This window comes from Paenibacillus fonticola DSM 21315 (assembly GCF_000381905.1).
GTDB lineage: Bacteria > Bacillota > Bacilli > Paenibacillales > Paenibacillaceae > Fontibacillus > Fontibacillus fonticola.
In genome coordinates this window covers 13985-36871 of record NZ_KB907290.1, presented here as the reverse complement: position 1 = coordinate 36871, position 22887 = coordinate 13985, and the positions used below count along the sequence as shown (strand labels likewise).

At 50.1% G+C, this 22887-nt stretch carries 20 protein-coding genes; 11 read left to right on the top strand and 9 right to left on the bottom strand.

Annotation, left to right across the window (positions count from 1 at the left end):
- From G358_RS31040 to G358_RS0128180, 7 genes are all read left to right on the top strand, one after another.
- Positions 1-191 (top strand): transposase (locus G358_RS31040; RefSeq protein WP_019640616.1); only part of this gene is annotated, 191 nt, incomplete at its 5' end.
- 218 nt (positions 192-409) lie between these two features.
- The gene (locus G358_RS0128205; protein WP_019640615.1) at positions 410-2152 is read left to right on the top strand and encodes a sensor histidine kinase; all 1743 of its coding nucleotides are present in this window, start codon (positions 410-412) and stop codon (positions 2150-2152) included.
- Entirely contained in the window at positions 2149-3546 is a 1398-nt protein-coding gene (locus tag G358_RS0128200) for a response regulator transcription factor (protein ID WP_019640614.1), read from the top strand. Before G358_RS0128205 ends, G358_RS0128200 begins: the two co-directional genes overlap by 4 nt.
- A 192-nt stretch (positions 3547-3738) precedes the next feature.
- A complete protein-coding gene (locus G358_RS0128195) occupies positions 3739-5427 on the top strand; it encodes an extracellular solute-binding protein (protein ID WP_019640613.1) in 1689 nt (562 codons plus the stop codon).
- Between the two features lie 64 nt (positions 5428-5491).
- On the top strand, positions 5492-6382 hold the full coding sequence (locus G358_RS0128190; RefSeq protein WP_019640612.1) for an ABC transporter permease: 891 nt from the start codon (positions 5492-5494) through the stop codon (positions 6380-6382).
- 18 nt (positions 6383-6400) lie between these two features.
- The gene (locus G358_RS0128185) at positions 6401-7285 is read left to right on the top strand and encodes a carbohydrate ABC transporter permease (RefSeq protein ID WP_019640611.1); all 885 of its coding nucleotides are present in this window, start codon (positions 6401-6403) and stop codon (positions 7283-7285) included.
- A 123-nt stretch (positions 7286-7408) separates the two neighbouring features.
- On the top strand, positions 7409-9922 hold the full coding sequence (locus tag G358_RS0128180; RefSeq protein WP_019640610.1) for a glycoside hydrolase family 31 protein: 2514 nt from the start codon (positions 7409-7411) through the stop codon (positions 9920-9922).
- A gap of 327 nt (positions 9923-10249) precedes the next feature.
- On the opposite strand, the gene G358_RS34345 is transcribed toward G358_RS0128180, so the two are convergent.
- Positions 10250-10492: a transposase gene (locus tag G358_RS34345; protein WP_084662917.1), complete on the bottom strand. Its 243-nt coding sequence runs from the start codon at positions 10490-10492 to the stop codon at positions 10250-10252.
- 426 nt (positions 10493-10918) lie between these two features.
- Here G358_RS34345 and G358_RS0128170 point away from each other — a divergent pair, with 426 nt between their 5' ends.
- The 4 genes from G358_RS0128170 to G358_RS0128155 are packed head-to-tail and all read left to right on the top strand — an operon-like array spanning position 10919 to position 14359.
- Positions 10919-11866 carry an ABC transporter ATP-binding protein gene (locus tag G358_RS0128170; protein ID WP_019640608.1) on the top strand — a complete coding sequence of 316 codons (948 nt, stop codon included), beginning with the start codon at positions 10919-10921 and terminating at the stop codon, positions 11864-11866.
- On the top strand, positions 11863-12600 hold the full coding sequence (locus tag G358_RS0128165; RefSeq protein ID WP_019640607.1) for an ABC transporter permease: 738 nt from the start codon (positions 11863-11865) through the stop codon (positions 12598-12600). Before G358_RS0128170 ends, G358_RS0128165 begins: the two co-directional genes overlap by 4 nt.
- Before the next feature lie 6 nt (positions 12601-12606).
- The gene (locus tag G358_RS0128160; RefSeq protein WP_019640606.1) at positions 12607-13779 is read left to right on the top strand and encodes a sensor histidine kinase; all 1173 of its coding nucleotides are present in this window, start codon (positions 12607-12609) and stop codon (positions 13777-13779) included.
- Entirely contained in the window at positions 13757-14359 is a 603-nt protein-coding gene (locus G358_RS0128155) for a response regulator transcription factor (protein WP_019640605.1), read from the top strand. Before G358_RS0128160 ends, G358_RS0128155 begins: the two co-directional genes overlap by 23 nt.
- Before the next feature lie 73 nt (positions 14360-14432).
- Here G358_RS0128155 and trxB read toward each other — a convergent pair whose 3' ends face one another.
- The 8 genes from trxB to hisH form a co-directional block, all read right to left on the bottom strand.
- Positions 14433-15389, bottom strand: coding sequence for a thioredoxin-disulfide reductase (gene trxB / locus G358_RS0128150; RefSeq protein WP_019640604.1), 957 nt, complete (start codon positions 15387-15389; stop codon positions 14433-14435).
- Between the two features lie 211 nt (positions 15390-15600).
- Positions 15601-17331, bottom strand: coding sequence for a tetratricopeptide repeat protein (locus tag G358_RS0128145; protein ID WP_019640603.1), 1731 nt, complete (start codon positions 17329-17331; stop codon positions 15601-15603).
- 510 nt (positions 17332-17841) lie between these two features.
- The gene (locus G358_RS0128135; RefSeq protein ID WP_019640601.1) at positions 17842-18789 is read right to left on the bottom strand and encodes a ribose-phosphate diphosphokinase; all 948 of its coding nucleotides are present in this window, start codon (positions 18787-18789) and stop codon (positions 17842-17844) included.
- Positions 18790-18869: 80 nt separating this feature from the next.
- Positions 18870-19715 (bottom strand): histidinol-phosphatase HisJ, encoded by an 846-nt coding sequence (hisJ, locus tag G358_RS0128130; protein WP_019640600.1) that lies wholly within the window; start codon positions 19713-19715, stop codon positions 18870-18872.
- Positions 19716-19747: 32 nt separating this feature from the next.
- The gene (gene hisIE / locus G358_RS0128125) at positions 19748-20485 is read right to left on the bottom strand and encodes a bifunctional phosphoribosyl-AMP cyclohydrolase/phosphoribosyl-ATP diphosphatase HisIE (protein WP_019640599.1); all 738 of its coding nucleotides are present in this window, start codon (positions 20483-20485) and stop codon (positions 19748-19750) included.
- Positions 20482-21240 (bottom strand): imidazole glycerol phosphate synthase subunit HisF, encoded by a 759-nt coding sequence (gene hisF / locus G358_RS0128120; RefSeq protein ID WP_019640598.1) that lies wholly within the window; start codon positions 21238-21240, stop codon positions 20482-20484. Before hisF ends, hisIE begins: the two co-directional genes overlap by 4 nt.
- A 202-nt stretch (positions 21241-21442) precedes the next feature.
- The gene (gene hisA / locus G358_RS0128115; protein ID WP_019640597.1) at positions 21443-22177 is read right to left on the bottom strand and encodes a 1-(5-phosphoribosyl)-5-[(5-phosphoribosylamino)methylideneamino]imidazole-4-carboxamide isomerase; all 735 of its coding nucleotides are present in this window, start codon (positions 22175-22177) and stop codon (positions 21443-21445) included.
- 82 nt (positions 22178-22259) lie between these two features.
- Entirely contained in the window at positions 22260-22886 is a 627-nt protein-coding gene (gene hisH, locus G358_RS0128110; protein ID WP_019640596.1) for an imidazole glycerol phosphate synthase subunit HisH, read from the bottom strand.
- Between the last annotated feature and the right edge of the window lies 1 nt (position 22887).

Here is a 22887-nt window from a genome sequence, read left to right as displayed (position 1 = left end):
AGAAGCTTTCAGAAGAAGAAACGGCTACCATTTACCGTCAACGGAAAATTGATGTAGAGCCTGTTTTTGGATTCTTGAAAGCTAATTTAGGTTTTACTCGATTTTCGGTTCGCGGAAAAGCGAAGGTCGAAAATGAAATCGGACTTGCGTTAATGGCTGTTAACTTAAGAAAATATGCGGTAAGGGGCTAAATCCTTGCCTGTATTTCTTTAAACCACATTAAAAAAGGTGAAATCGACGAAGCGATTTCACCTTTTTACTTCTAGAGACTAGTTATGTCCCAGCCTCTTCGACATTTATGGAAATCAGGTGATAGGAGGAGATATGGAAGATTGATAAATCATTGACTTCGCGAGAACGAATTTGTATGATTCACTCAATAATGGCATCAGGGGAGGCCTAGGGACAAATGAGCAGAAAATTGATGATGGAGCGGCTCAAGCAAATTACATTTAAGAACCGGATCATTGCCATATTTTTGATCAGCAGCTTGATTCCGTTCATATGTCTTGGCTTTATATCCTTTTATACGATCAATTCGATTCTCGGTAACAAGGTGGAAGCGGCTCTGCAGAATAACCTCAATCAGGAACTGATCGTTCTGGAGAATACGCTGAACAATATAAACCATGTCTCGCAGCAGCTTGCATTCGGAGGGGGGACGAATAAGCTTCTCGAAGAATTGGTTCACGAAACAGAGTCCTACAACCAGATACAACTGCGCAACAATATCAAGGCAGAATTGAACATCATTTCTTTTTCCAACCCGAATGTGGGCTTGATTATGTATTATTATCCAGAGGTGGGTACCTACGATTTCGAGAATTTCCGACTGCGCAGCGAATTCCTTCCAGACCAGCTTCCTCTTATGGCTAAATACTCGGAAATCATTTATTTCGGCCCTCATAAAAGCTACAACGGATCTATGAATCAATATGTGTTCAGCGCGATGCGCAAAGTCAATTTGCCGGATCAAGACGTATATTTGTACATCGAGACGGGTCGCAACGCGCTGGAAACGTTATTTGCTCCCGAGAATCGGAAGAGCGATTCCCGTAGACTGCTCATTTTAGATAATGATGGGCGTATTGTTTTTAGTGAAAATGAAGGCGCTTTCCCGGTGAGCAGCATGTTTCCGGGCCACAGTTCGGCGGCGACTGCCTCATCAGGCACATACGAGGCCTTTTATTGGAATAAGGCGACAAGCAATCAAGGCTGGAGCATCGTGTCGCTAATTCCGAAAAATGAATTGAATCAGGAGCGCAATAGCTGGCTATTGCAAATGGCCCTCATTTTTGTCGTATTTATTTTTGTGGCTGTAATTATTGCTTGGCTGCTGTGGAAGATGGTGTATAATCCGTTAGATAAATTCAATAAGGAAATCAAAACCTTAATCCAGACGAATACAAACTATACCGGGCTAACGAAAATTCCCGAATTTGATTATTTACTCTATCAGATCAGGGACATGAAGACGAAAATTTGGGATTTATATGGGGAAATCGAGCGGAAGGAAAAGCGCAGAGCTGATTTAGAGGTGGAGAAGCTGCTCTATCAAATCAACCCGCATTTTCTAATGAACACGCTCGATACCGTGCATTGGCTGGCGGTCTTCAGCGGCCATGAGAAAATTGATAAGCTAGTGCTCTCGCTGAATAAGCTTCTCAGTTATAATCTGGGCAAAATGGGGGAAGCGACGACGATCGACAAAGAGATTCAGGCGCTGAAAGAGTATTTGCAGCTGCAGCAAATCCGTTATGATTTCCAATTTGATGTCGACATAGAGGTGGATGAGAGCACGATGGGACTGTCGATCCCCCGCTTTATTTTGCAGCCGCTCGTGGAGAATGCTTTATATCATGGGGTAAGCGATGAAGGTTATATTCACGTTGACATTAAATTAAATCAGGAGCTGGAAATTACGATTCAGGATAATGGCTCGGGGATGACGCAAGCGGAAATCGATGCTTTGATGCTGGATGAATCGAAGGAAAGTCAGAAGGTAGGGATGGGAATTGGTATGAGGTATGTGAAGCGAATACTTCAGGCGAATTACGGGGAGCGGGCACGGCTGGAGATTAAGAGCGAGGTTGGAAAAGGGACGATCGTCACTTTGCGTATTCCTGTTACAGGAGGTGAGCAGGCGTTATGATACGTGTACTAGTCGTAGACGATGAGAAGATCGTGCGCAAGGGCTTGGTTTCTTTTATGCCCTGGCAGGAATTTGGAATGACGGTAGTGGGGGATGTAAGCAATGGCGAGGACGCACTGCAATTTATCGCCATGAATAAAGTGGATCTACTGCTGACGGACCTCTCCATGCCGTTGATGTCGGGGATTGAGCTGATGAAGGAGGTGCGTGCTAAATATCCGCATATTCAAGTTGTCGTACTCACCCTGCACCAGGAATTTGAATATATTCAGGAGACCCTACGGCTTGGCGCGATTGATTACATTGCCAAAACGCAGCTAGAAAAGGAACAGTTTGAGGATGTGCTCGGTCGCATCGCTTCACTCATGGCGCAGAAGGCGCCATTCAATACAGTACCGATTCAGCAGGATAATTTAGCTGATGCTGAGGAACTTCTGGTGCTTTACGCCTTGAATCAGCAGACCGATGAGCTCCAGGCGGATATCCCTCTAGCGGAGCAGGCTTATGAGGCGGATATCGGAATTTGGTGCTGGATCGATCCCGAGGGGCAATCAAAGAAGAGAATAGCCGCATGGAAGGAACAGACTCGGACAGTCGATTCTTACTCGGACTATGCCCTGGTTTGTCTGCGGCATCTTCATGGGCTGGATCGTAAATCGGTATTGCAGCTTCTGCGCGTCTATCGAAAAAATGACCTGTTCTACGATTACGATCCATCACAGCCTTATCAGCAGGTTGACGGCAAAGAGATTCTGAACAAGGGGAAAGGGGAGAATGCACATGATTCGAACCGGATTAAGGAGATATGGTTATCCGCAGAATGGCTTTATGATGACGGAATGTTTGAGAATATGGTACTTGATCTTAAAGCAAAGAGGCTTCCTCCCATCCGCTTGACCCGCATTTTTTTCTCGATTACGGATGAATGGAACCGCCTGTATCGTCAAATGCTGCCATCGTCCATTGGGATTGAAGACTTTATGAGCAGTTGGATACAATTTGAACATTGGCTCAGGGAGACTAGGGCAATGATCAAGGGCGTGAATGTCCGGACGTCTTATTCAGAGGAGATTCAGAACAGTATTATGAAGGCGGTTAATCTGGCTCAGCAAATGATGAGTGAGCCGCTGACGGCCAGTGATATGGCGGAGATGGTCAATATGAGCAGCAGCTATTTCAGTCAATGCTTCAAGGAGATCGTCGGGCAGACTTACACCGATTACTTAAGGGAAATTCGCATGCAGCGGGCTAGGCAGTATTTGCGCAATACAACGAAGACGATTCAGTGGATCGCTGAGCAGGTCGGGTATAACGATGAGAAATATTTCAGCAGGTTATTTCGCGAGCAGGTTGGCATGCTGCCTAGTGAATATCGCCAGGCTAACATGGGGTAATCTTTTAGCTGACCATAAGACAAAGGTAGAGAACGTTCGGAAAGAGGGTAGAATCTTTTCGAACGTTTTTGGCATGTTTAGAAAAAATTCACCCTTATTGGCAATCGTTTTCTATCTCGATAGGGGATAGCTTCGCGTTATATTAAGAGTGTAATCGATATCGATGTCAATATGGATCAAGGGGGCAAACGAATGAAGAGAAAGATGGCAGCCATTTTGGCAGGGATATTCTTAATCGCGAGCTTAAGCGGATGCGTCTCGAAAGATGCGAATAGCGGAGACGGAAACGGTGGAAGCACCGGGAACGAAGGCGGAGCAGAAGTAAGTATAGATCCGTTGGGAGCTTACAAAGATCCTGTTAAAGTCTCTATTGGCCGAGCGGTGGATCCGAATTATCAATTCGATAACGAGGATACGGCGGAGAACAATGCTTATACCCGCTGGTTAAAGGATACGTACAATATTGTAACCACGCATGCTTGGGAAGCGGCACAAGGCACGGATTATGAGCAAAAAGTAAGTCTGGCCATTGCCAGCAACGACCTGCCGGATGCGATGATGGTGAATGAGACACAGCTGAAGCAGATGATCAAGGCCGATCAATTGGCCGATTTATCGGAAGTGTACGAGAAGTATGGGGCGGAACGGTTGAAGGATATTTACAACTCCAATCCGGGACTGCTGGATAACGTCACCTATGACGGTAAAATGTATGCGTTTCCAGAGACGACGCTTCCTTCAGCGCCGCTTACTTGGATTCGGAAAGACTGGTTGGATGAACTCGGGCTTGAGGCACCAACAACATTAGAAGATTTGCAAAACATTTCCAAAGCATTTATTGATAACAAAATCGGCGGGGAAGGCACGGTAGGTATTGTCGGAACCTCCCAGGGAGGATCACTGTATTCCACCTTCCTGTCATCTGGTGATCATTACATGAACTTCTCGCCGCTGTTCTTCGCGCACAATGCTTATCCAGGGATTTGGGTCAAGGATAAGGACGGCAAAGCGGTGTACGGTTCGACGACAGAGGAGACGAAGCAAGCGCTGATCATGATGCGTGATTGGTATGCGCAGGGGATTCTCGATAAGGAGCTGGCTTTGCGCAAAAGTGCCCAGGAGCTGATCACCAGCGGGAAATCGGGCATTTTCTTCGGGCCATGGTGGTCTCCTTACAACCTGCAGGACAACATTAAGAATGATCCGAAAGCCAATTGGCGCCCTTATATTGCTCCGCTGAATGCCGAGGGCAAGTTCAATTCCAATGAAGCGACGGGAAGTACTTATATCGTGGTGAGAAAAGGCTATGAACATCCCGAAGCCGTGGTAAAAATGCTTAATATCCACGTCAGCGAGAAGGATCCAAGCTATGAGGAGGTTCTAGCCGATAAGCAAATGACCTCGCAGGAAATCCCGCTGTTCATCGTTGCGGGGCACGGGGATCAGCTTGAGTATGCGGTTAATTCCACGGAAAAATATTTGGCGGGAGAAATTAAGCTTGAGGATATTGATAAAGTGAACTACGGCTTCGGCTACGAGGTAGCTGAGCACGCGAAAAATGTGAAAAAAGAGCCCTACGACAACTACGATATCCAGTATTGGGACATCAACGGGGATGCCGCCTTCTTCGCCCATGTCTACTCGCACTTAAACGGCGGTTCCGCGTTCGTTAACGCAGACGTCAACTATACTCGCAGCATAGCAACTTCGAAGACAAAAACAATGGAAGCTAGATGGACTAATCTCGAGAAACTTGAGGATGAAGTTTTCTTGAAAATCATTATGGGCAGCGCTCCGATTGAGGAATTCGATACCTTTGTCAAGAAATGGTATGACCAGGGTGGGGAACAAATTACTAAGGAAGTCAATGATCTGCAATAATGCCGAAATACTCAAGACGGGTGCTCTATCACTCGTCTTGATATCTTCTTAAGGAGATTAGCGTATGAGAAACAAAGGGGTAGTGATCCATTATTATTTGATGCTGCTGCCGGGACTGGTCTGGTTATTCTTTTTTAACCTGTTGCCCATGTATGGAATATTGATGGCATTCAAGGATTTCAATCCAGGGATCGGCCTGTTGAAATCGGAATGGATCGGCATGGAGAATTTTAAATATATGTTTGAGCTTGATGACAGCAAGGAGATCTTTGCCAATACGATTACGATCGCTTTGGCCAAAATGGTGGGGAATTTGATTGTGCCGCTGGTGTTCGCCCTGATGCTTAATGAAGTGAAGAACAGACTGTTCACTAGAACTGTGCAGACAATCGTTTATTTGCCTCACTTTCTGTCCTGGGTTATCGTAGCGGGAATTATGCTCGATCTGTTCTCGTATTCAGGGCTCGTGAATCAGTTGCTCGCGCTCTTTGGAGTTGAACCGATTTTATTTTTTGCCAGTCCGCAAATATTTCCTTCACTCGTGGTCGGCAGCGACATTTGGAAGGAGTTTGGCTTCGGAGCCATTATCTATTTTGCAGCCTTAACGTCGATTAATCCGGAAATGTATGAAGCTGCAGCCATTGACGGGGCTTCTCAATTTAGGCGGCTCATCAGCATTACACTGCCGAGTGTGCTGCCGGTTGCTGTATTGCTGGGCACACTGAGCCTTGGGAATATTTTGAACGCGGGGTTTGACCAAATTTTTAACCTTTACAATCCTATGGTGTATTCGACGGGGGATATTATTGACACCTGGGTGTACCGGGTCGGTTTGATTAATATGCAATATGGCTTAGCTACCGCGGTCGGCTTGCTGAAATCCGTTGTCGGTCTGTTCCTGATTTCGATTTCGTACACCTTGGCCTATCGATTTGCCAACTATCGGATTTTTTAATAGAAGGAGGGGATGAGGATGGTAGAGGATCGATCGGTTCCTTCCAGAGTGTTGAATGGTCTTAACATATTATTGCTAGTTGTGATTACGCTGCTATGCGTCTATCCGGTATGGTACACGTTTGTCATCTCTTTGAGCGATAAGGCTGCCGCAGGGGCGGGAGAAGTATTTCTTTGGCCCAAAGGGTTCACGTTATCCTCTTATGAAATGATTATAGCGGACCAGCAATTTTTTAAATCGTTTTTCATATCTGTGCAGCGCGTGCTTTATGGAACGTTAATCACATTGTTCGTCATCGTTCTGATGGCGTATCCGCTCTCGAAGACCTCCAAGCAATTCAGATCGCGGAACATTGTCATGTGGATGCTTATTTTTGTCATGCTGTTTAACGGCGGGCTCGTGCCGTGGTACATGACGATGAAATCCCTGGGGATGGTCAACAATATTTGGGGCTTGGTGCTGGGCGGAGGACTGCCGGTGTTTAATGTCATTCTGGTCATGAACTTCTATCGGAATTTGCCGAAGGAAATGGAAGAATCTGCTTTGGTGGACGGGGCTGGACCATGGCGCACGTTGTTTAATATATTCCTGCCTTTATCCATGCCGGTCATTGCCACAATTCTCGTTTTCACCATTGTTTATCACTGGAATGAGTTTTTTCAAGCTTTAGTATTGATGACGAAAAATGAGAATTATCCGCTGCAATCCTATATCCGTCAGGTCACGGTTGTGGTCGATCCATCGAAGATCGATGCAGAATCAGCTAAGCGCTTAAGCAGCTCATCGAACCAAACCTTGAATGCAGCCAAAATATTTATTTCGATGCTTCCGCTGCTTGTCATTTACCCGTTCTTCCAACGATATTTCATTAAGGGTATTACGCTTGGCTCCGTCAAAGGGTAACGGGTTAGCCCGGTTAGCGCGGCTTATCATCGCCGGTACGGGCTGCATCAGGCGGTATTAGGCTAGCATCAGGTAACGGGAATAAAGCAATCATTATCGATTAGAAAGGGACTACTTACTATTATGAAAACTAGTGAAACGATTCATCCAGATAAAGTGGAGCTGAAATCTATTGCGTCTGTTGTTAGTGATGCAGGCTCTATGTTTCTTGGCTCTATTAGTTCATATCGAGAGGTACAGGGTGCCTACTTATTTCAGGGCGAGAATGCGTCGATTATGATACAGCCCGTCAATGAACAGATCATTCGGATCAAGCTGCTGCTTGATCATCAAATGGATTTGCGCTCTACGATCGCTATTCAGCAGGAGGCTTATAGGAGTGTTAATGTATCATTGGAAGAGACCTTAGAGGCTTACAGATTGGTGCTGCCCGAGCTTACGGCGGTTGTTCACAAAAATGATGGACGCCTCGATTTTTTTAATGCGGCTGGAGAGCTTATTTCCAGTGAAATCGAAACCTTTCGGGCTGCGCGTGGGGAATTTGGCTCTCGGAGAAGGATGGAGCCGGGCACGCATATTTACGGATTGGGTGAGAATACAGGCTTCTTAGATAAAAATGGCGAGAGCTATGAGCTATGGAATTCGGACGTTTATGACCCGCATGTCCCTGACATCGGCAGTCTGTATGTGTCGATTCCGTTATTGATTCATTTCCGTTACGATCGTCCGGTATACGGCATTTTTCTCGATAATCCAGGCTGCACCTCATTTGATATGCGTTCGGATCACGAGGCTTATACGTTTAAAGTAAATACGGGAACGCTTGATTATTATTTCATTCATGGCCCTGAATTGAAGGATGTCGTCTCGAGGTACAGCGAGCTGACAGGACGGATCGAACTGCCGCCCGCTTGGGCTATCGGATACCATCAATCCCGTTATAGCTATATGAGTCAGGAAGAGGTAATGGAGCTGGCCCGAACGTTCCGGGATAAGCGAATTCCTTGCGATGTTATTTATCTGGATATTCATTATATGGATGAGTATCGGGTGTTTACGTTCGATCCGACCCGTTTCCCTAATCCGCGAAAGATGATACAGGAACTGCGGGAAATGGGAATTCGCATCGTGCCGATCGTCGATCCAGGCGTCAAGCGGGATCCGAATTACCTCCCGTATCGGGAAGGGGTTCAAAGGGGGTATTTTTGCCGCAAATTAGAGGGAGAGCTGTTCATTGGCGATGTCTGGCCGGGAGCGAGTGCGTTTCCCGATTTTACGGAGGAAGAGGTTCGCTCATGGTGGGGGGATCAGCACAGCTACTATACAGAGCTTGGAATAGCCGGCATTTGGAATGATATGAATGAGCCGTCAGTGTTTAATAGTCCTTCCAAAACGATGGATCTTGATGTCGTCCACGGGAATGACGGCGATGCGAAAACCCACCGGGAGCTGCATAATCTGTACGGCATGCTAATGTCGATGGCTACACAGCAGGGGCTGAAGCGAAATTTGCAAGGGGAACGTCCCTTTGTTGTCACACGTGCAGGTTATGCGGGTGTCCAGAAGTACGCTGCGACATGGACTGGCGATAACCGCAGCTATTGGGAGCATCTGGCTATGTCAATTCCTATGGTGTTGAACCTGGGCTTATCGGGCCAGCCGTTTGCCGGGCCGGACATTGGGGGCTTCAGCCATGATGCGACCCCGGAGCTGCTGGCGCGCTGGATGCAGGCAGGTGCATTCTTTCCGTTCTGCCGCAATCATAGCGTCCTTGAATCGGTTTACCAGGAGCCATGGGCCTTTGGCCCGGAAATCGAGGAAATTTGCCGGAAGTATATCCGCTTGCGTTACCGCTTCCTGCCGTATCTCTATACCCTGTTTTATGAGGCATATAAGACAGGCTTACCAGTGATGCGCCCGCTCATCCTGGAGTATCCGCATGACCGCAACGTTTATAATCTCTGCGATCAATTCATGGTCGGAAGCAGCCTGCTCGTAGCTCCCATACTCCGCCCTGGTACGGAATCTCGTGCGGTATATCTGCCTGAAGGGGAATGGATCAATTATTGGAGCGGAGAGAGATTGACTGGCGGCCGCCATATATTAGCACTGGCTCCGCTTGAGGTGATGCCGATTTACGTGAAGGCGGGGGCGATCATTCCGGAGCTGGCCGAGGCCGAGCAGCATTGGAAACCAACGCTGGACGAGCAGGCAGAGATCGCACTTAGCGTATATGCTCCAGCACATCGAAGCGAATCTTCAGGACAATGGTATGCAGATGATGCCCGGACATACGCGTATGAGAGCGGATCGTATAACCTTCTAACGGTCAAAGTTAAATCTGGCGAGGATATGCTATCATTGCAGCTGAAGTATGAGGTGAAGGAATTACCGATAGCGAAGCGGGGAGCTGCGTCAGGAGTAGCAGAGCAGTCTCAGTCTGCTGCAAGGGAAACCCTTGCCTTGAATGTGAAGCTGATGAAATTTGTACCTCGAGATATTTTTGTGAATAATTCCAGTGACCAGGTTAAATTGACTGAAGTAGGAGGGGAGTGGAAGTACGATTCTGAAACTCAGGAATTGAGGCTGCAAGTGCCTCATACATTTATTGATAAAGAGATCATCGTGAAGGGATAAAGATTGGATGAGCCTGGATGCTGCTGTATAGCTTGGAAGGTTGAATACTGCTTGAATACAGCTAAATACATAAACTAACTGGATTTGTTGTATTTAAAATATGCAGTATATCGCCAAAAGCATAATTAATTGGATTGCTTGCAGGCCTGTTGATTATCCGTATTTTGGAATCCTGTATTGATAGAGCAATACAACCCAGTCAGCAGGCAAAAGTTGCAGACTAAGTCGGCGAGTAAAATTGACAAAAGAGAGAGTGTTAAAGATAGGCACATTCGGATGAATTTCATCATAAACACTCTTTAACAACACATAGACCAATAAAGCGATTTATAGTTGGCTGTATACCGCATTGGGCGTCGTACCGAATAACGCAGGGACATCTAAATGCTGTTTAATCCAACGGAAGAATACTTCAATTTGCCAGCGAAGCTTATATATTTCAGCGATTTTCCCAGCAGAAATCCGCTTTAGGCTGGTTGCTAAAATGACAGGGTTGTTCATGAGGTCGCCTCCTAGGTCGAGAGTAGTGGTATACAATCGATTACCCAGTTGGCGGCCCTTTTTATCCATTTTTTGTTAAATCAACAGGCCTGCTATAAATCCATTTAGATAATTGAACAATTAAAATAAACATGAGTACAATATGTTCGCTCATCGCCATGGCCTTGCCGTGCCATGCCCTTACCCTCCCATGCCATGCCGTTCCGCCCCATCCCGTACCATGCCCTAGCTTGCTATACCTTGCTATACCTTACCTTACCATACCTTACCTGCCCTCCCATGCCGTGCCGCGCCATGCCTTTGCCTTGCCCCTTGCCATACCATAATGCTCCTTTTCTGTTGCTATCCGCCCAACTGCTGGCCCCTCCCGACTGTTAAGGTGACAATTGTCACCTGAAATTCATGACAGTCCATACTAACGGCCTTCCACCGCATTCTTCTATCATGAACTTAAACAGGAATACCGCATGATAAAAAAAAGCGAGGCGATCCTTCATGAATGCAACGAATGCGAATGCAAATACAAATGCAAATATCATTATTGAGATGAACCATGTCACCAAATCGTTTAAAGACAAAAAAGCCGTTGACGGCATATCTTTTCAAATCGCCAAAGGCTCCATCGTCGCCATCCTCGGACCAAACGGAGCAGGCAAGACGACGGCCTTATCCATGATGCTCGGCCTGCTGGAGCCGACGGAGGGAACGGTCCGGCTGTTTGGCGGGCAGCCGAAAGACCGCAAAATACGGGAAAGAATCGGCACGATGCTGCAGGAAGTCAACTTCATGGATAAGCTCAAGGTGCGGGAATTACTGGCATTGTTTCGGTCCTATTACCCCGCTCCCCTGGATATGGATTCTCTCATCGAACTGACGGGACTCAGCAAATCCGATCTGAACCGCTACGGGGAGAAGCTGTCCGGCGGCCAGAAACGCAGTCTCGGCTTCGCCTTGGCAATGGCCGGCAATCCCGAGCTTGTCTTCTTCGATGAGCCGACCGTCGGGCTCGACATTGCCGCGCGCCGCCGTTTTTGGGACCATGTCGGACGGTTGGCCGATGAAGGCCGTACGATTCTGTTCACCACCCATTACCTGCAGGAGGCCGACGATATCGCAGACCGCATCCTGCTGTTCAACCAGGGAAAGCTTGCGGCCGACGGCACGCCGGAACAGATCAAGTTCCAAATCGTAAAGCGCACCATCTCTTTCACATCCAACGAGGACAGCCCCGATCTCCGTGAACGGCTGATGAAACTTCCCCCTGTTCTGGACTGCTACGACAAAGACGGACGCATCTATGTCAGCACCGATGATACGGACGAGGCGCTGGCGGCCATTTTCGCCGAACAGCTGCCGGTTCACGATATCCGGATCGACCAGGGGCGGCTGGACGAAGCTTTTGAACAATTAACGATGTCAGCTGGGGAGGCGAAATCATCATGAAAATTATCGGACTGCAATGCAAGGTAGAAATGATGCGGATTTTGCGAAATCCTTTTTATGTATTTTGGTCTTTGGCGATGCCTATTGCGTTTTACTTCATTTTCACGAGAGTTTTCAACACCGGAGCCGATGACGTCCAACTGTGGCAGGCCCATTATCTCATGTCTATGACCACTTTTAGCGTGATGGGCTCAGCGATTATGACCCTCGGTATCCGGCTTGTCCAGGAGCGGACGAACGGCTGGGATAAGTTCATGAGGGTCACCCCGCTGCCGGGCACGACCTACTTCTTTGGCAAAATGTTCGGTCAGACCGTCATGCATCTGTTCTCGATCATCGTCATTTTCCTGGCCGGCTTTCTCATTAACGGCGTCTCCCTCGCACCAAGCCAATGGCTGCTCAGCGGGCTGTGGATTATAGGCGGCTCCCTGCCGTTTCTCGCGCTCGGCACCCTGGTTGGCACGATGAAACGGGTCGATACCGCAAGCGGGGTCAGCAATGCCGTTTATATGATTCTTGCCATTTGCGGCGGCATGTGGATGCCGATCGATATACTTCCGCGGATCATGCAGCGCATCGCGCACTGGCTGCCTTCTTTCAACTTCGGCGGCGGCGCTTGGGCAATCATTCGCGGCCAAGCGCCGGAGTGGAGCAGCGCGTTGATTTTGCTGGGCTATTTTCTCCTGTTTATGTTACTATCCACCTATATCCGAAAAAAACAGGAAGCGGTGTAAACAGCCATGTCGCGCAAGCCGTTCGAGTTTCTTCCTAAAAAATTAGGCTTCTTCCCCTACGTGTGGCTTATTTATATTGCCATGCCGATCTTTAACCTGCGGGGTTATACCGGAATTCTGCTCCTTGGGGGATGGCTCATGATCGGGCTGTTCGTCATCAGCTATCGTCAGCTGTATTTTGTTACCGGGCGCGCCTTTAATGGGTGGCTTGGTCTGCAAATGGCGATCATTTTGGCCATGAGCCTCCTATACAGTCCCTATAACCTGTACATGGGCTTCTTCACGGCCAACTTCATCGGCTGGTATACCGACCGGAAGAATTTCAGAATAAGTATGGCGGCGTTCCTTCTAATGCAAGCCCTATCCATTCTGCTGAATCTGCCGCGGTTTAAAGGAACGGATCTGCTGTTCCTGCTCCCCTTCCTGGTCATCATGATCGCCTCTCCGTTCGGCATCCGCTCCTTAAGCACGCGGCAGCAGCTCGAGAAGGAGCTTGATCGGGCCAATGAACAAATCGAGGCGCTGATCAAGCGGGAGGAACGCATGCGCATCGCCCGTGACCTCCACGATACCTTAGGCCATACCTTATCCCTGATTACGCTCAAAAGCCAGCTTGTCGAGAAGCTCGCTCCCCTCGATCCGCAGCGGGCTCAGGAGGAAGCCCGGGAGATACAGCGCACCTCCCGGGCCGCACTGCGCCAAGTCCGGGAATTGGTGTCGGACATGCGTGCGGTTACAGTCACCGAGGAATTGTCCGAAGCTGCGGAAATTCTTCGCATCGCGGGCATCAAGCTTGAGGTAGACGGAGATATGGGCAGCGTGCAGAACATTCCCGATTTAACCCAGAACATCTTGAGCCTCTGTATAAGGGAAGCCGTTACGAATACAGTGAAGCATAGCCGGGCCGTTTGCTGCCGAATCTCGATAGGACGATTAGAAGAAAGCATCGAAGTGGCCGTCGAGGATGACGGTATCGGCATCGGCCTGGACAATCCGGATGCTGCCGAATTGACGACCGGTAATGGGTTAAAGGGCATGGCAGAGCGGCTGTCTCTCATTAACGGGGCATTGACGCTATCGCCGGGGCGGTCGGGTGGGACGCTGCTGCGCGTCGTCGTCCCGATCATCACGAAAGACGGAAAGGAGGCTGGACAGCATGATCTCCATTATCATCGCTGAAGACCAGCGCATGCTGCGGGGAGCGCTCGCCTCTCTGCTCGATATGGAAGAGGATCTTCAAGTCGTCGGTCAAGCGGAGAACGGAGCGGAGGCGCTGGCTTTAGTCGAACGCGTCCAGCCTGATGTCCTGCTGATGGACATTGAAATGCCTGGCCAGAGCGGGCTGGACATCGCTGAGCTTCTCAAACAGCGCTCCTCCCCCTGCCGCGTCATCATTCTGACCACCTTTGCCCGACCCGGGTATTTTGAGCGGGCGGTACAGGCTGGCGTCCACGGCTACCTGCTCAAGGACGAGCCCTCCGACAAGCTGGCGGAGTCCATCCGCCGCGTCATGTCCGGGCATCGCGAAATATCCCCTGAGCTAATTTTCGGGGCTGTGCGCGAAGAGAATCCCCTGACCGCTAGGGAACAGGAAATCCTTAAGCTCGCGGCAGACGGGCTAAGCGCCGGCGAAATCGCCTCATCCCTGCATCTGTCCTACGGAACCGTCCGCAATTACATTTCGGAGATATTGAACAAGCTCGAAGTGAAGAGCCGGATTGAGGCCGTGCGCCTCGCCGAGGACAAGGGGTGGCTGTAGCTCCCAAAATAACATAAAGGCTGTTCTTAGCATCATCCAACTGAAGAAGATCTAAGAACAGCCTTTGCTATTTTCAGGGATTAAGCGTCTCGCTCCAATCGCGCACCATGACACCCTCCAGCAGCTTCTCGCAGTCCATCGCTGCCATACAGCCGGAGCCCGCCGCCGTAATCGCCTGGCGATAACGCCTATCCTGCACATCGCCGCAGGCGAATACACCTTCGATATTCGTGATCGTCGTTCCCGGCTTGACGAGAATATAACCTTGCTCGTCCGTTTCAATCTGTCCGCCAAGGAACTTTGTATTCGGCGTATGGCCGATCGCAACGAAGACGCCGTCCGCTGGAATCAGTTCTTCCCCGTTCGTGGCATTGTTTCGCACCTTAAGGCCGATAACCTTGCCCTGCTCGTCCGTGGTTACCTCAAGCGGGGTTCGATTCAGCGCCCATTCGATCTTCTCGTTATTTCGAGCACGATCCTGCATGATCTTCGAAGCTCGAAGCTCGTCGCGCCGATGGACGACAGTCACGCTGGTGGCAAAGCGCGTCAGGAAGCCCGCTTCCTCCATCGCCGAGTCGCCGCCGCCGATGACTAGGAGTTTCTTGCCGCGAAAGAAGAACCCGTCGCAGGTTGCACAGGTGCTTACCCCGCGCCCCACGTTCTCCATCTCTCCGGGAATCCCTAAATATTTAGCGGAAGCCCCCGTGGAAAGGATGACGGTCTCCGCCTCCAGAACTTCGCCGCCCTCTATGGTTAATTTGAACGGCCGCTTGCGAAGCTCCACCTCCTGCACCCATCCGCTGCGGAACTCGGCGCCAAAGCGTTCGGCCTGCTTCCGCATCTGATCCATCAGCTCTGGCCCCATAATGCCCTGCGGGAAGCCGGGGAAGTTCTCGACTTCCGTTGTGGTCGTCAGCTGCCCCCCGGGCTGCATACCCTCGATCACGAGCGGATTCAAGTTGGCGCGGGCCAAGTATATCGCTGCCGTCAGTCCCGCCGGACCCGTTCCAATTACAATCGTTTTGTACATCATCCTGACCTCCCTGGTATCCTTCGGTGAATCAATCAATCCATAATTACTTCAATAAAGGTTGTCCAAATCGTTTGTTCCAAAAACGTCCCTTAAAGAACCCTTCATCATTATGTAATTGATCCTATACACAAGTTTTACCCAAGTCAGCCCTGATTTACCCGCATGTTCCCTAGACAGTCTACTTGTAACGTACTATTGCGGCAAAACATCATTGCACGAAGGGAAAAATACGCTCCGCCTTCTCTTTCATGTTGCAAACTTTATCTACCCGCCGGGCGTAGCGGCTGGCCGTGGATGCAGAAATACCATATCGCTTGGCCACTTCCTCATAAGTCATCGCTTTTCCGTGCATTTTAGCCGTTAAATAATCCAGAGCTGCCGCCCAGCCTTCGATGTGAGCGATAGCCGGGGTGTCCGGATATAAGCGGGTCAAGTAGTCCACCCACAGCGTCTCGATATCATGCTGCAGCTGCAGGTCCGAGGATTTCCCTATATTTTTGACCGCCAAATCAACGACAGCTTGCCATTCACTGCGCCATACCGGTAAGCTGGAGCATACCTTGCTGGGATCAACCATCAGGATGGTCCCATCTTTACAGACGGGAACCGGGCCTTTAACGCCTAACGATCTTAGTACTAGAACAGCCATCTCTTTTAAATAGCTATCCTCCTCCGGCTCCAGCAAAAATGCCAATAGCGCCTCCTCTGCCTCCGAGTCAGCAATCAGACTAAATGCCTGGATAACTTGAAGCTTTGTGCGGTGATCTCCGTGTCGCAACGCCCAAAAGAAGGAAGAGCGAATCAGGGGGTTGTCCCGGATTTCTGAGGGGAATCCATTTTCCCATTTTTCCGGGTGCTTCAGCTGCTCTTCAAAAGGAAGGTTATAATGATAACTAATCCGAGGATATTGTCCTTGTAAATCGCAATCATCCATCCGGCTCAAATAAAATGATGATATATTCGAGTCCGGATCCAGCTTCTTCAACTGGCTCCATAACGCCCGGGCAGTCGAATAGCGTTCCGTATTATACGCCGCTACAGCCGTGTAATGATACAGATAGGGATCACCCTGCACCTCTTTATCTCTAAGCAGCCGCCTAAAATGACCGTATGCCGCCTCGTGCTCTTCCAGTATTCCCATCGTCGTCGCCAGTTTGAACAAGTGCTCCTGATGGAACGGAACGACTACGCGCAGCCCCTCCCTCAGTCTATCCAGCTCCTGCTCATTTCCTTCTTGCTGCAGCAATATGGCTAGATTGCACAATCCGTGAAGGTTGCCTGCATCCTGCTCCAGCACTTTATGAATCATATCCATCGCCTTCGGGAACTGACCGGTATAGTAATAACCCAGCGCTAAATTGTTGTAGGCGGCCAGAAAATCCGGGTTCTTCCCGATGATCTCCTCCAGCAGCTTTACGGCCTGGACAAACTTGCCTTCCTCCAGCATCTCACGAGCCATGTCGTGTTCGACCATGCCTTCGCGTGCCTTGATCGTGCTCAGCTTTGCCGGACGGTGCAGTTCATACTGCAGAAGATCCATCATCTCCTCGGCTTCCGCAAGAAACAGCCCGTCTTCATCTTCCTGTAAATACTTCATTAGCGCTTCTTCAGCCGCCTCAAACAAATCCATATTGGCATAATTGTTAGCCATATAGAAATAGCATTCCGTCATCGACGGGTCAATTTCCTGTAAAATGACGGCCAACGCCGCATTGGATGCCTCATAATCGCCCATTTCGGACAAAATCCCCGCCATATTGCAATGATTTACCGGATTATCGGGCTCATATTCCACCGCTTTGCGAAAATATTTCAATGCCTTGTCGTAACGGTTGCGATCCAATGAGGAGACAGCTCTCTCAAAGAAAAAATTCGCATCCATAGAAAAAGGCAGCACATTCGTCTGAGTGCCCTTCATCTGGATTTTATTCCTTTTCACCAAGGCACCTCCTTCTATCCCTATCCCTCCAACACAGTATACCATAGTGAGGACGCTCCTCCCACGGGGAATCGAGAAGGTAAAATACGGATTAAAGCCACCAGCTTAGAGGAGAACGGCAGCTTGTGCCGAACTGTAAGAAAGATACAAAACTTCAAATTAGGAGTGTGTGGTTTGGTTATTCTCTGGGAAAATATACTGATTACTATACTTGCTCTATTCATCCTCTCAATTCCCCTGCTACTCATCGCCGGACTAATTGTTTGGCTGATCGCAGGCGGCAAACAGCGCAAATCTTAATCATGGCGATTGACTGGATCCCAAGACGGTACTAGGACAGGATACTAAGACGGATACTGAGACGGATACTGGGCAGAGCCGGCCGTAATCAAAAAGCAGCTTGCCCTTTTAGAGAGCAAGCTGCCTTGTGCTTCACTTGTATTTCTTCTTGGCGTTTCATTGTACTTCTCTTGTACTCCTCTTGGTTTCCTTAAGGTCCCTTGAACTCCCTTAGATTCCCCGATCTCTAAACAGTGCCGCTATGGATCCGCCCTCCATAATAAATTGCGTAGCCTGGGCCAGCATAGGAGCTACAGAAAGCACTTTAAAATGATCTGGCGGCTGCTTGGGCAGCTCAATCGAATCCGTTACGATCACTTCCCGGATGTTCTCATGATGAAGCCGCTTCACCGCCTGATCCGAAAACAATCCATGCGTCGCACAAACATACGCATCATTGGCCCCGCGTTCCTTCAGGCCTTCCACTACATTGACTATCGTTGTGCCGGTATCGATAATATCCTCAATGATAATCGGCGTACACCCGGCAACATCGCCAATCACATGCGTAATGACCGACTCGTTATGAGCCGGCCGCTTTTTGATCATGATGGCGAAGGGGGAATCCAGCCCGCTAGCCAGTTTTTCGGCCATCGAGGCACGCCCGGCATCGGGCGATACGACGACCGGATTAGGAATGTTCTGTGCCCTCAAATATTCAGCCATTAAATCAAGCGCTGTCAAATGATCGACAGGAATGTTAAAAAATCCTTGGATGGCAGGCGCGTGCAAATCGATCGTCACAACCCGGCTTGCCCCGGCGGTGGTCAGCACATCTGCCAACAGCTTAGCTGAAATAGGCTCCCGGGGAGCTGATTTGCGTTCCTGCCGCGCATAGCCATAATACGGCATGATGATATTGACTGTACGTGCAGAAGCCCGCTTGGCCGCATCTATCATCACCAGCAGCTCGACGAACAGCTCGTTGATCGGATGGGAGAGAGACTGCACCAGAAACACATCGGAGTTGCGAATGCTCTCTTCATAATGCACGTAAATCTCTCCGCTTTTGAATCGGGACAGCTTCACCTTCCCCGGCTCAACACCAAGCCGCTCACAGATTTGCGCTGTCAATTTTGGATTGGATGAACCCGCAAAAATTCTCAGCCTGGATTCCATAACATCCTCCTGGATCATATTGTAGTAATCGCTGGTCAGGCAGGTTAGGAAGGTTAGACAGGTCCATCCTGCCCTTGTCCTTAATCCTGTTCCAAGCGAATCATGCTGCGCTTCCGCTTTGTGAACGTGGCAAGCTCCCTGACTCCAAGCTCATACAGCGTCGCGCGCGCCACGTCCAGATGCTCGCTCAGCTTCAGCGGATCATGGGCATCGGATCCTACAGTAAGCGGGATTCCCAGCTTGATCGCAAATTCCAGAATCCGCTGGCTAGGGAACATCTCCGCACAAGGCTTGGACAACCCGGATGCGTTCAACTCCATGGCAATCCCGGCCTCCGCAATCGCGGATAAAGCCGCCTGCTCCAGTCCCCTTGTTTCCTCTTCCCGAGATGAGCCGGGAGAATAATTAAATCGCTTGATGACGTCCAGATGCCCGATTATATCATAAAATCCTGTTTTGGCGGCCTGACCGATCGCCTTATAGTAACGCTCGTAGACAGCAAAAATATCCTGTCCCTCCCAATTGTGGACCTGACGGTAATCAGAAATATCCCATTCGCCTAAAAAATGCACCGATCCGATCACATAATCCCACGGGTAGCCCTGTACGATCTTCTCAATCTTTTCTTCCCAGCCCTCGATATAGTCCCCTTCCAAGCCGACCTTTACATCGATCTGGCCGCGGTACTTCTCTTTAAGAGCGAGAGCTTCTTCTACATAACGCGGCAATTCGTCCAGCGTCATTGCTATCCCTGGGTAATACGTATCCGGATTCACATGCAGCAGAGGCATATGATCGGATAACCCGATTTCGGACAAGCCGATCTCAATCCCACGGATCACATATTGCTCCAGGGTGCCTACCGCATGACCGCAGCGGGCATGGTGCGTATGATAATCGATCCAATAATTGCTCTTTTTGGCCATTGAATATCCCTCGCTCTATTTTTGGTCCCAGCTCAGTCACGGCGCGGACGCTCATGACGCTGCTGCAGCTCCTGCATAATATCATCCAGCGGCAGCCCACGCTCCTGCAGCAAGACAAGCAGATGATAGATTAAATCACTAACTTCATAGCGCAGCTCGTCATTATCTCCGTTTTTGGCGGCAATGATCGATTCTGCGGCTTCTTCGCCTACTTTTTTCAAAATTTTATCGATGCCCTTATCAAATAAATAAGTCGTATATGCCCCTTCAGGTCGCTCCTTATACCGCTCCGCGATCAACTGCTCCAGCCCAGCCAGCACGGCAAAGCGCTGATCCATCCCGCCGTTGGCCACTGTGCCTGTACCTGCGGTCCGCTCTCCCGCCGCCGACTCAGCTGCCCCTGACGTCGCCGCGACGCGATAGAAGCAATTGTCCTCCCCAGTATGGCAAGCCGGCCCTTGACGCCGAACCTCTACCAATAACGTATCGCCATCGCAGTCATAACGAAGCGAGACGATCTGCTGCGTATTGCCTGACGTCGCTCCTTTGTTCCAGAGCTCGGAGCGGGAGCGGCTCCAGAACCAGGTCTGCCCGGTCTCCAGAGACTTCTTCAGGGAATCCCGGTTCATATAGGCCAGCATCAATACGTCCTTCGTATATGCATCCTGCACGATGGCCGGGACGAGACCGCCAGCGTCCCATTGTATGATCTCTTCCAGCTGCTCCAGTGGAAGCTGTTGATTAAGCTGTTGCCCAAGTTGCTGACTCATCGTATTTCCACTCCTCTGGACTTCAAATCCTTTTTCAAATCGGGTATCGCTATTTCTTTATAATGAAAAATCGTCGCCGCGAGTGCCGCATCCGCCTGCCCTTGCGTAAACACATCATAGAAGTGAGACACTTTCCCCGCTCCGCCCGAAGCGATAACAGGAATGCCGACGGCATTGCTTACCGCTTTCGTCAGTGACAGATCAAATCCATCCTTCGTGCCATCGGCTTCCATGCTCGTCAGTAAAATCTCCCCTGCACCTCTCGCCTCGGCCTCTTGAACCCATTGAATCGCCCGCAGTCCGGTCCCCTTCTGTCCGCCATGGGTGTATACTTCCCAATCCTTCAGCTCTTCATTGTATTTCGCGTCAACTGCGACAACGATGCACTGGGAGCCGAAGTGCTTCGCACCACCGGAAATCAGGTCAGGGTTGAGTACGGCTGCCGTGTTAATACCGATTTTATCGGCTCCGGCCCGCAAAATCCGCTTCATATCCTCTACTTGGGAAATACCTCCGCCCACCGTGAAGGGAATGGATATTTCCCCTGCGGTCTGCTTCACCACTTCAACCATCGTCGCGCGCCCTTCGTTCGAGGCGGAAATGTCCAGAAAGACAAGCTCATCTGCACCTTCCTGGTCATATAACGCCGCCAGTTCCACCGGGTCTCCGGCATCCCGCAGATTGACAAAATTTACGCCTTTTACAACCCGCCCATCTTTCACATCAAGGCAGGGGATAATTCGTTTTGCGAGCATGATGGATCATTCCTTCCTAAATAAAAGAGTCTCAAACCTCACATGACCTTATATATTGCTAAATACCTTTGACTTTGATAACCGGAATCAGCCTTGAACCTTGAATCTCGTCAACCGTCAATTGATTCAACTCATCCGCTGATTTAATGATTAAGTGAATTAGTGATTCGATAATTAGAATTCGATTAATCCGACAAAATGCCTAACCCTTAATCGCCTGAATCGCCGATGCAAGATCGATATTGTTTGTATAAAGGGCTTTGCCGACAATCGCGCCGCCTACGCCTTCGTGCGCGTGTGCGGCAAGGCGCAGCAGATCATCCTGCACCGTTACGCCGCCCGAAGCTATTACAGTTCTGCCTGAAGCCTTTGCCAAAGAGACAATGGCGTCGACATTCGGTCCCTGCATCATACCGTCACGGGAAATGTCCGTGAAAATGAAAGTCTCAGCCCCTTTGGCTGCCAATTCCTTAGCCAGCTCCTCAGCCTGAACCTCGGAGGTTTCCAGCCAGCCGCGCGTTGCAACAAAGCCGTTCCGCGCGTCGATGCCAATGGCTGCCTTATCGCCATATGTTCCAAGTACCGTCTCCGTGAACTGGCGGTCCTCAATAGCCGCCGTTCCGAGAATGACCCGGCTGACGCCTAGTGACAACAAACGCTTCACGTCATCCAAAGTACGCAGGCCGCCTCCCACTTGTACAGGCACCTGTACACTGCGGGCGATTTCGCCGATCAGCTCATCGTTCACAGGATGGCCAGCCTTCGCGCCATCCAGGTCGACCAGATGAATAAACGAGCCGCCTTGCGCTTCCCAAGCTTTGGCAACCTCAACCGGGTTGTCGTTATATACCGTCTCACGTCCATAATCGCCCTGAACGAGGCGGACACATTTGCCTCCCCGGATATCGATCGCCGGGTAAATGATAAATGAAGACATAAATTACGCTCCTCCGCTCTATACATTTCCTCATGCTATGCATGTCATCTAACCTTACCCACTTTTCATTATTCAGCCGTAGTCAGCTTAAGCCGTCCCCTTGCGCCAAAGCGAGGAAGCTGCGCAGCAGCGACATGCCGAGTTCTCCGCTCTTCTCGGGATGAAACTGCATGCCGTACACGTTGTTACGGCCCACAATCGCCGTGACCGGATGGCCATAATCCGTCACGGCGAGCAGATCGGCCGCAGCTTGCGGTTCGACATGGTAGGAGTGGACGAAGTACACGTATCCTTCATCCAGCCCCGCAAGCAGCGGGCTCTCCGGCTGCAGGAACGCCAGCCGGTTCCAGCCCATGTGCGGCACCTTATAGCTGCCGCCGGCAAAACGCACCGCCCTGCCCGGCAATAAGCCGAGGCCCTCGTTGCGCCCATGCTCTTCGCTTTCGTCGAAGAGCAGCTGCATGCCGAGGCAGATGCCGAGCAGCGGGGTGCCGTTTGCGGCAGCCTGCCGCACTACGGTGTCGAGCCCGGTGCCGCGCAGATGCGCCATAGCGTCGCCGAAGGCGCCTACGCCCGGCAGCACGACGCCATCGGCACCGAGAATCGCCGAGGCACCGCCGGTGACGAGCCCCTCGTAGCCGAGGCGCTCGACGGCTTTGCTGACGCTGTGCAAATTGCCCATCCCGTAATCAACGATGGCAATGGCCAAA

Coding starts and splice junctions, on each gene's coding strand:
- G358_RS0128205 (WP_019640615.1), top strand. CDS start 410: ATGAGCAGAAAATTGATGATGGAGCGGCTCAAGCAAATTACATTTAAG.
- G358_RS0128200 (WP_019640614.1), top strand. CDS start 2,149: ATGATACGTGTACTAGTCGTAGACGATGAGAAGATCGTGCGCAAGGGC.
- G358_RS0128195 (WP_019640613.1), top strand. CDS start 3,739: ATGAAGAGAAAGATGGCAGCCATTTTGGCAGGGATATTCTTAATCGCG.
- G358_RS0128190 (WP_019640612.1), top strand. CDS start 5,492: ATGAGAAACAAAGGGGTAGTGATCCATTATTATTTGATGCTGCTGCCG.
- G358_RS0128185 (WP_019640611.1), top strand. CDS start 6,401: ATGGTAGAGGATCGATCGGTTCCTTCCAGAGTGTTGAATGGTCTTAAC.
- G358_RS0128180 (WP_019640610.1), top strand. CDS start 7,409: ATGAAAACTAGTGAAACGATTCATCCAGATAAAGTGGAGCTGAAATCT.
- G358_RS34345 (WP_084662917.1), bottom strand. CDS start 10,492: ATGGATAAAAAGGGCCGCCAACTGGGTAATCGATTGTATACCACTACT.
- G358_RS0128170 (WP_019640608.1), top strand. CDS start 10,919: ATGAATGCAACGAATGCGAATGCAAATACAAATGCAAATATCATTATT.
- G358_RS0128165 (WP_019640607.1), top strand. CDS start 11,863: ATGAAAATTATCGGACTGCAATGCAAGGTAGAAATGATGCGGATTTTG.
- G358_RS0128160 (WP_019640606.1), top strand. CDS start 12,607: ATGTCGCGCAAGCCGTTCGAGTTTCTTCCTAAAAAATTAGGCTTCTTC.
- G358_RS0128155 (WP_019640605.1), top strand. CDS start 13,757: ATGATCTCCATTATCATCGCTGAAGACCAGCGCATGCTGCGGGGAGCG.
- trxB (WP_019640604.1), bottom strand. CDS start 15,389: ATGTACAAAACGATTGTAATTGGAACGGGTCCGGCGGGACTGACGGCA.
- G358_RS0128135 (WP_019640601.1), bottom strand. CDS start 18,789: ATGGAATCCAGGCTGAGAATTTTTGCGGGTTCATCCAATCCAAAATTG.
- hisJ (WP_019640600.1), bottom strand. CDS start 19,715: ATGGCCAAAAAGAGCAATTATTGGATCGATTATCATACGCACCATGCC.
- hisIE (WP_019640599.1), bottom strand. CDS start 20,485: ATGAGTCAGCAACTTGGGCAACAGCTTAATCAACAGCTTCCACTGGAG.
- hisF (WP_019640598.1), bottom strand. CDS start 21,240: ATGCTCGCAAAACGAATTATCCCCTGCCTTGATGTGAAAGATGGGCGG.
- hisA (WP_019640597.1), bottom strand. CDS start 22,177: ATGTCTTCATTTATCATTTACCCGGCGATCGATATCCGGGGAGGCAAA.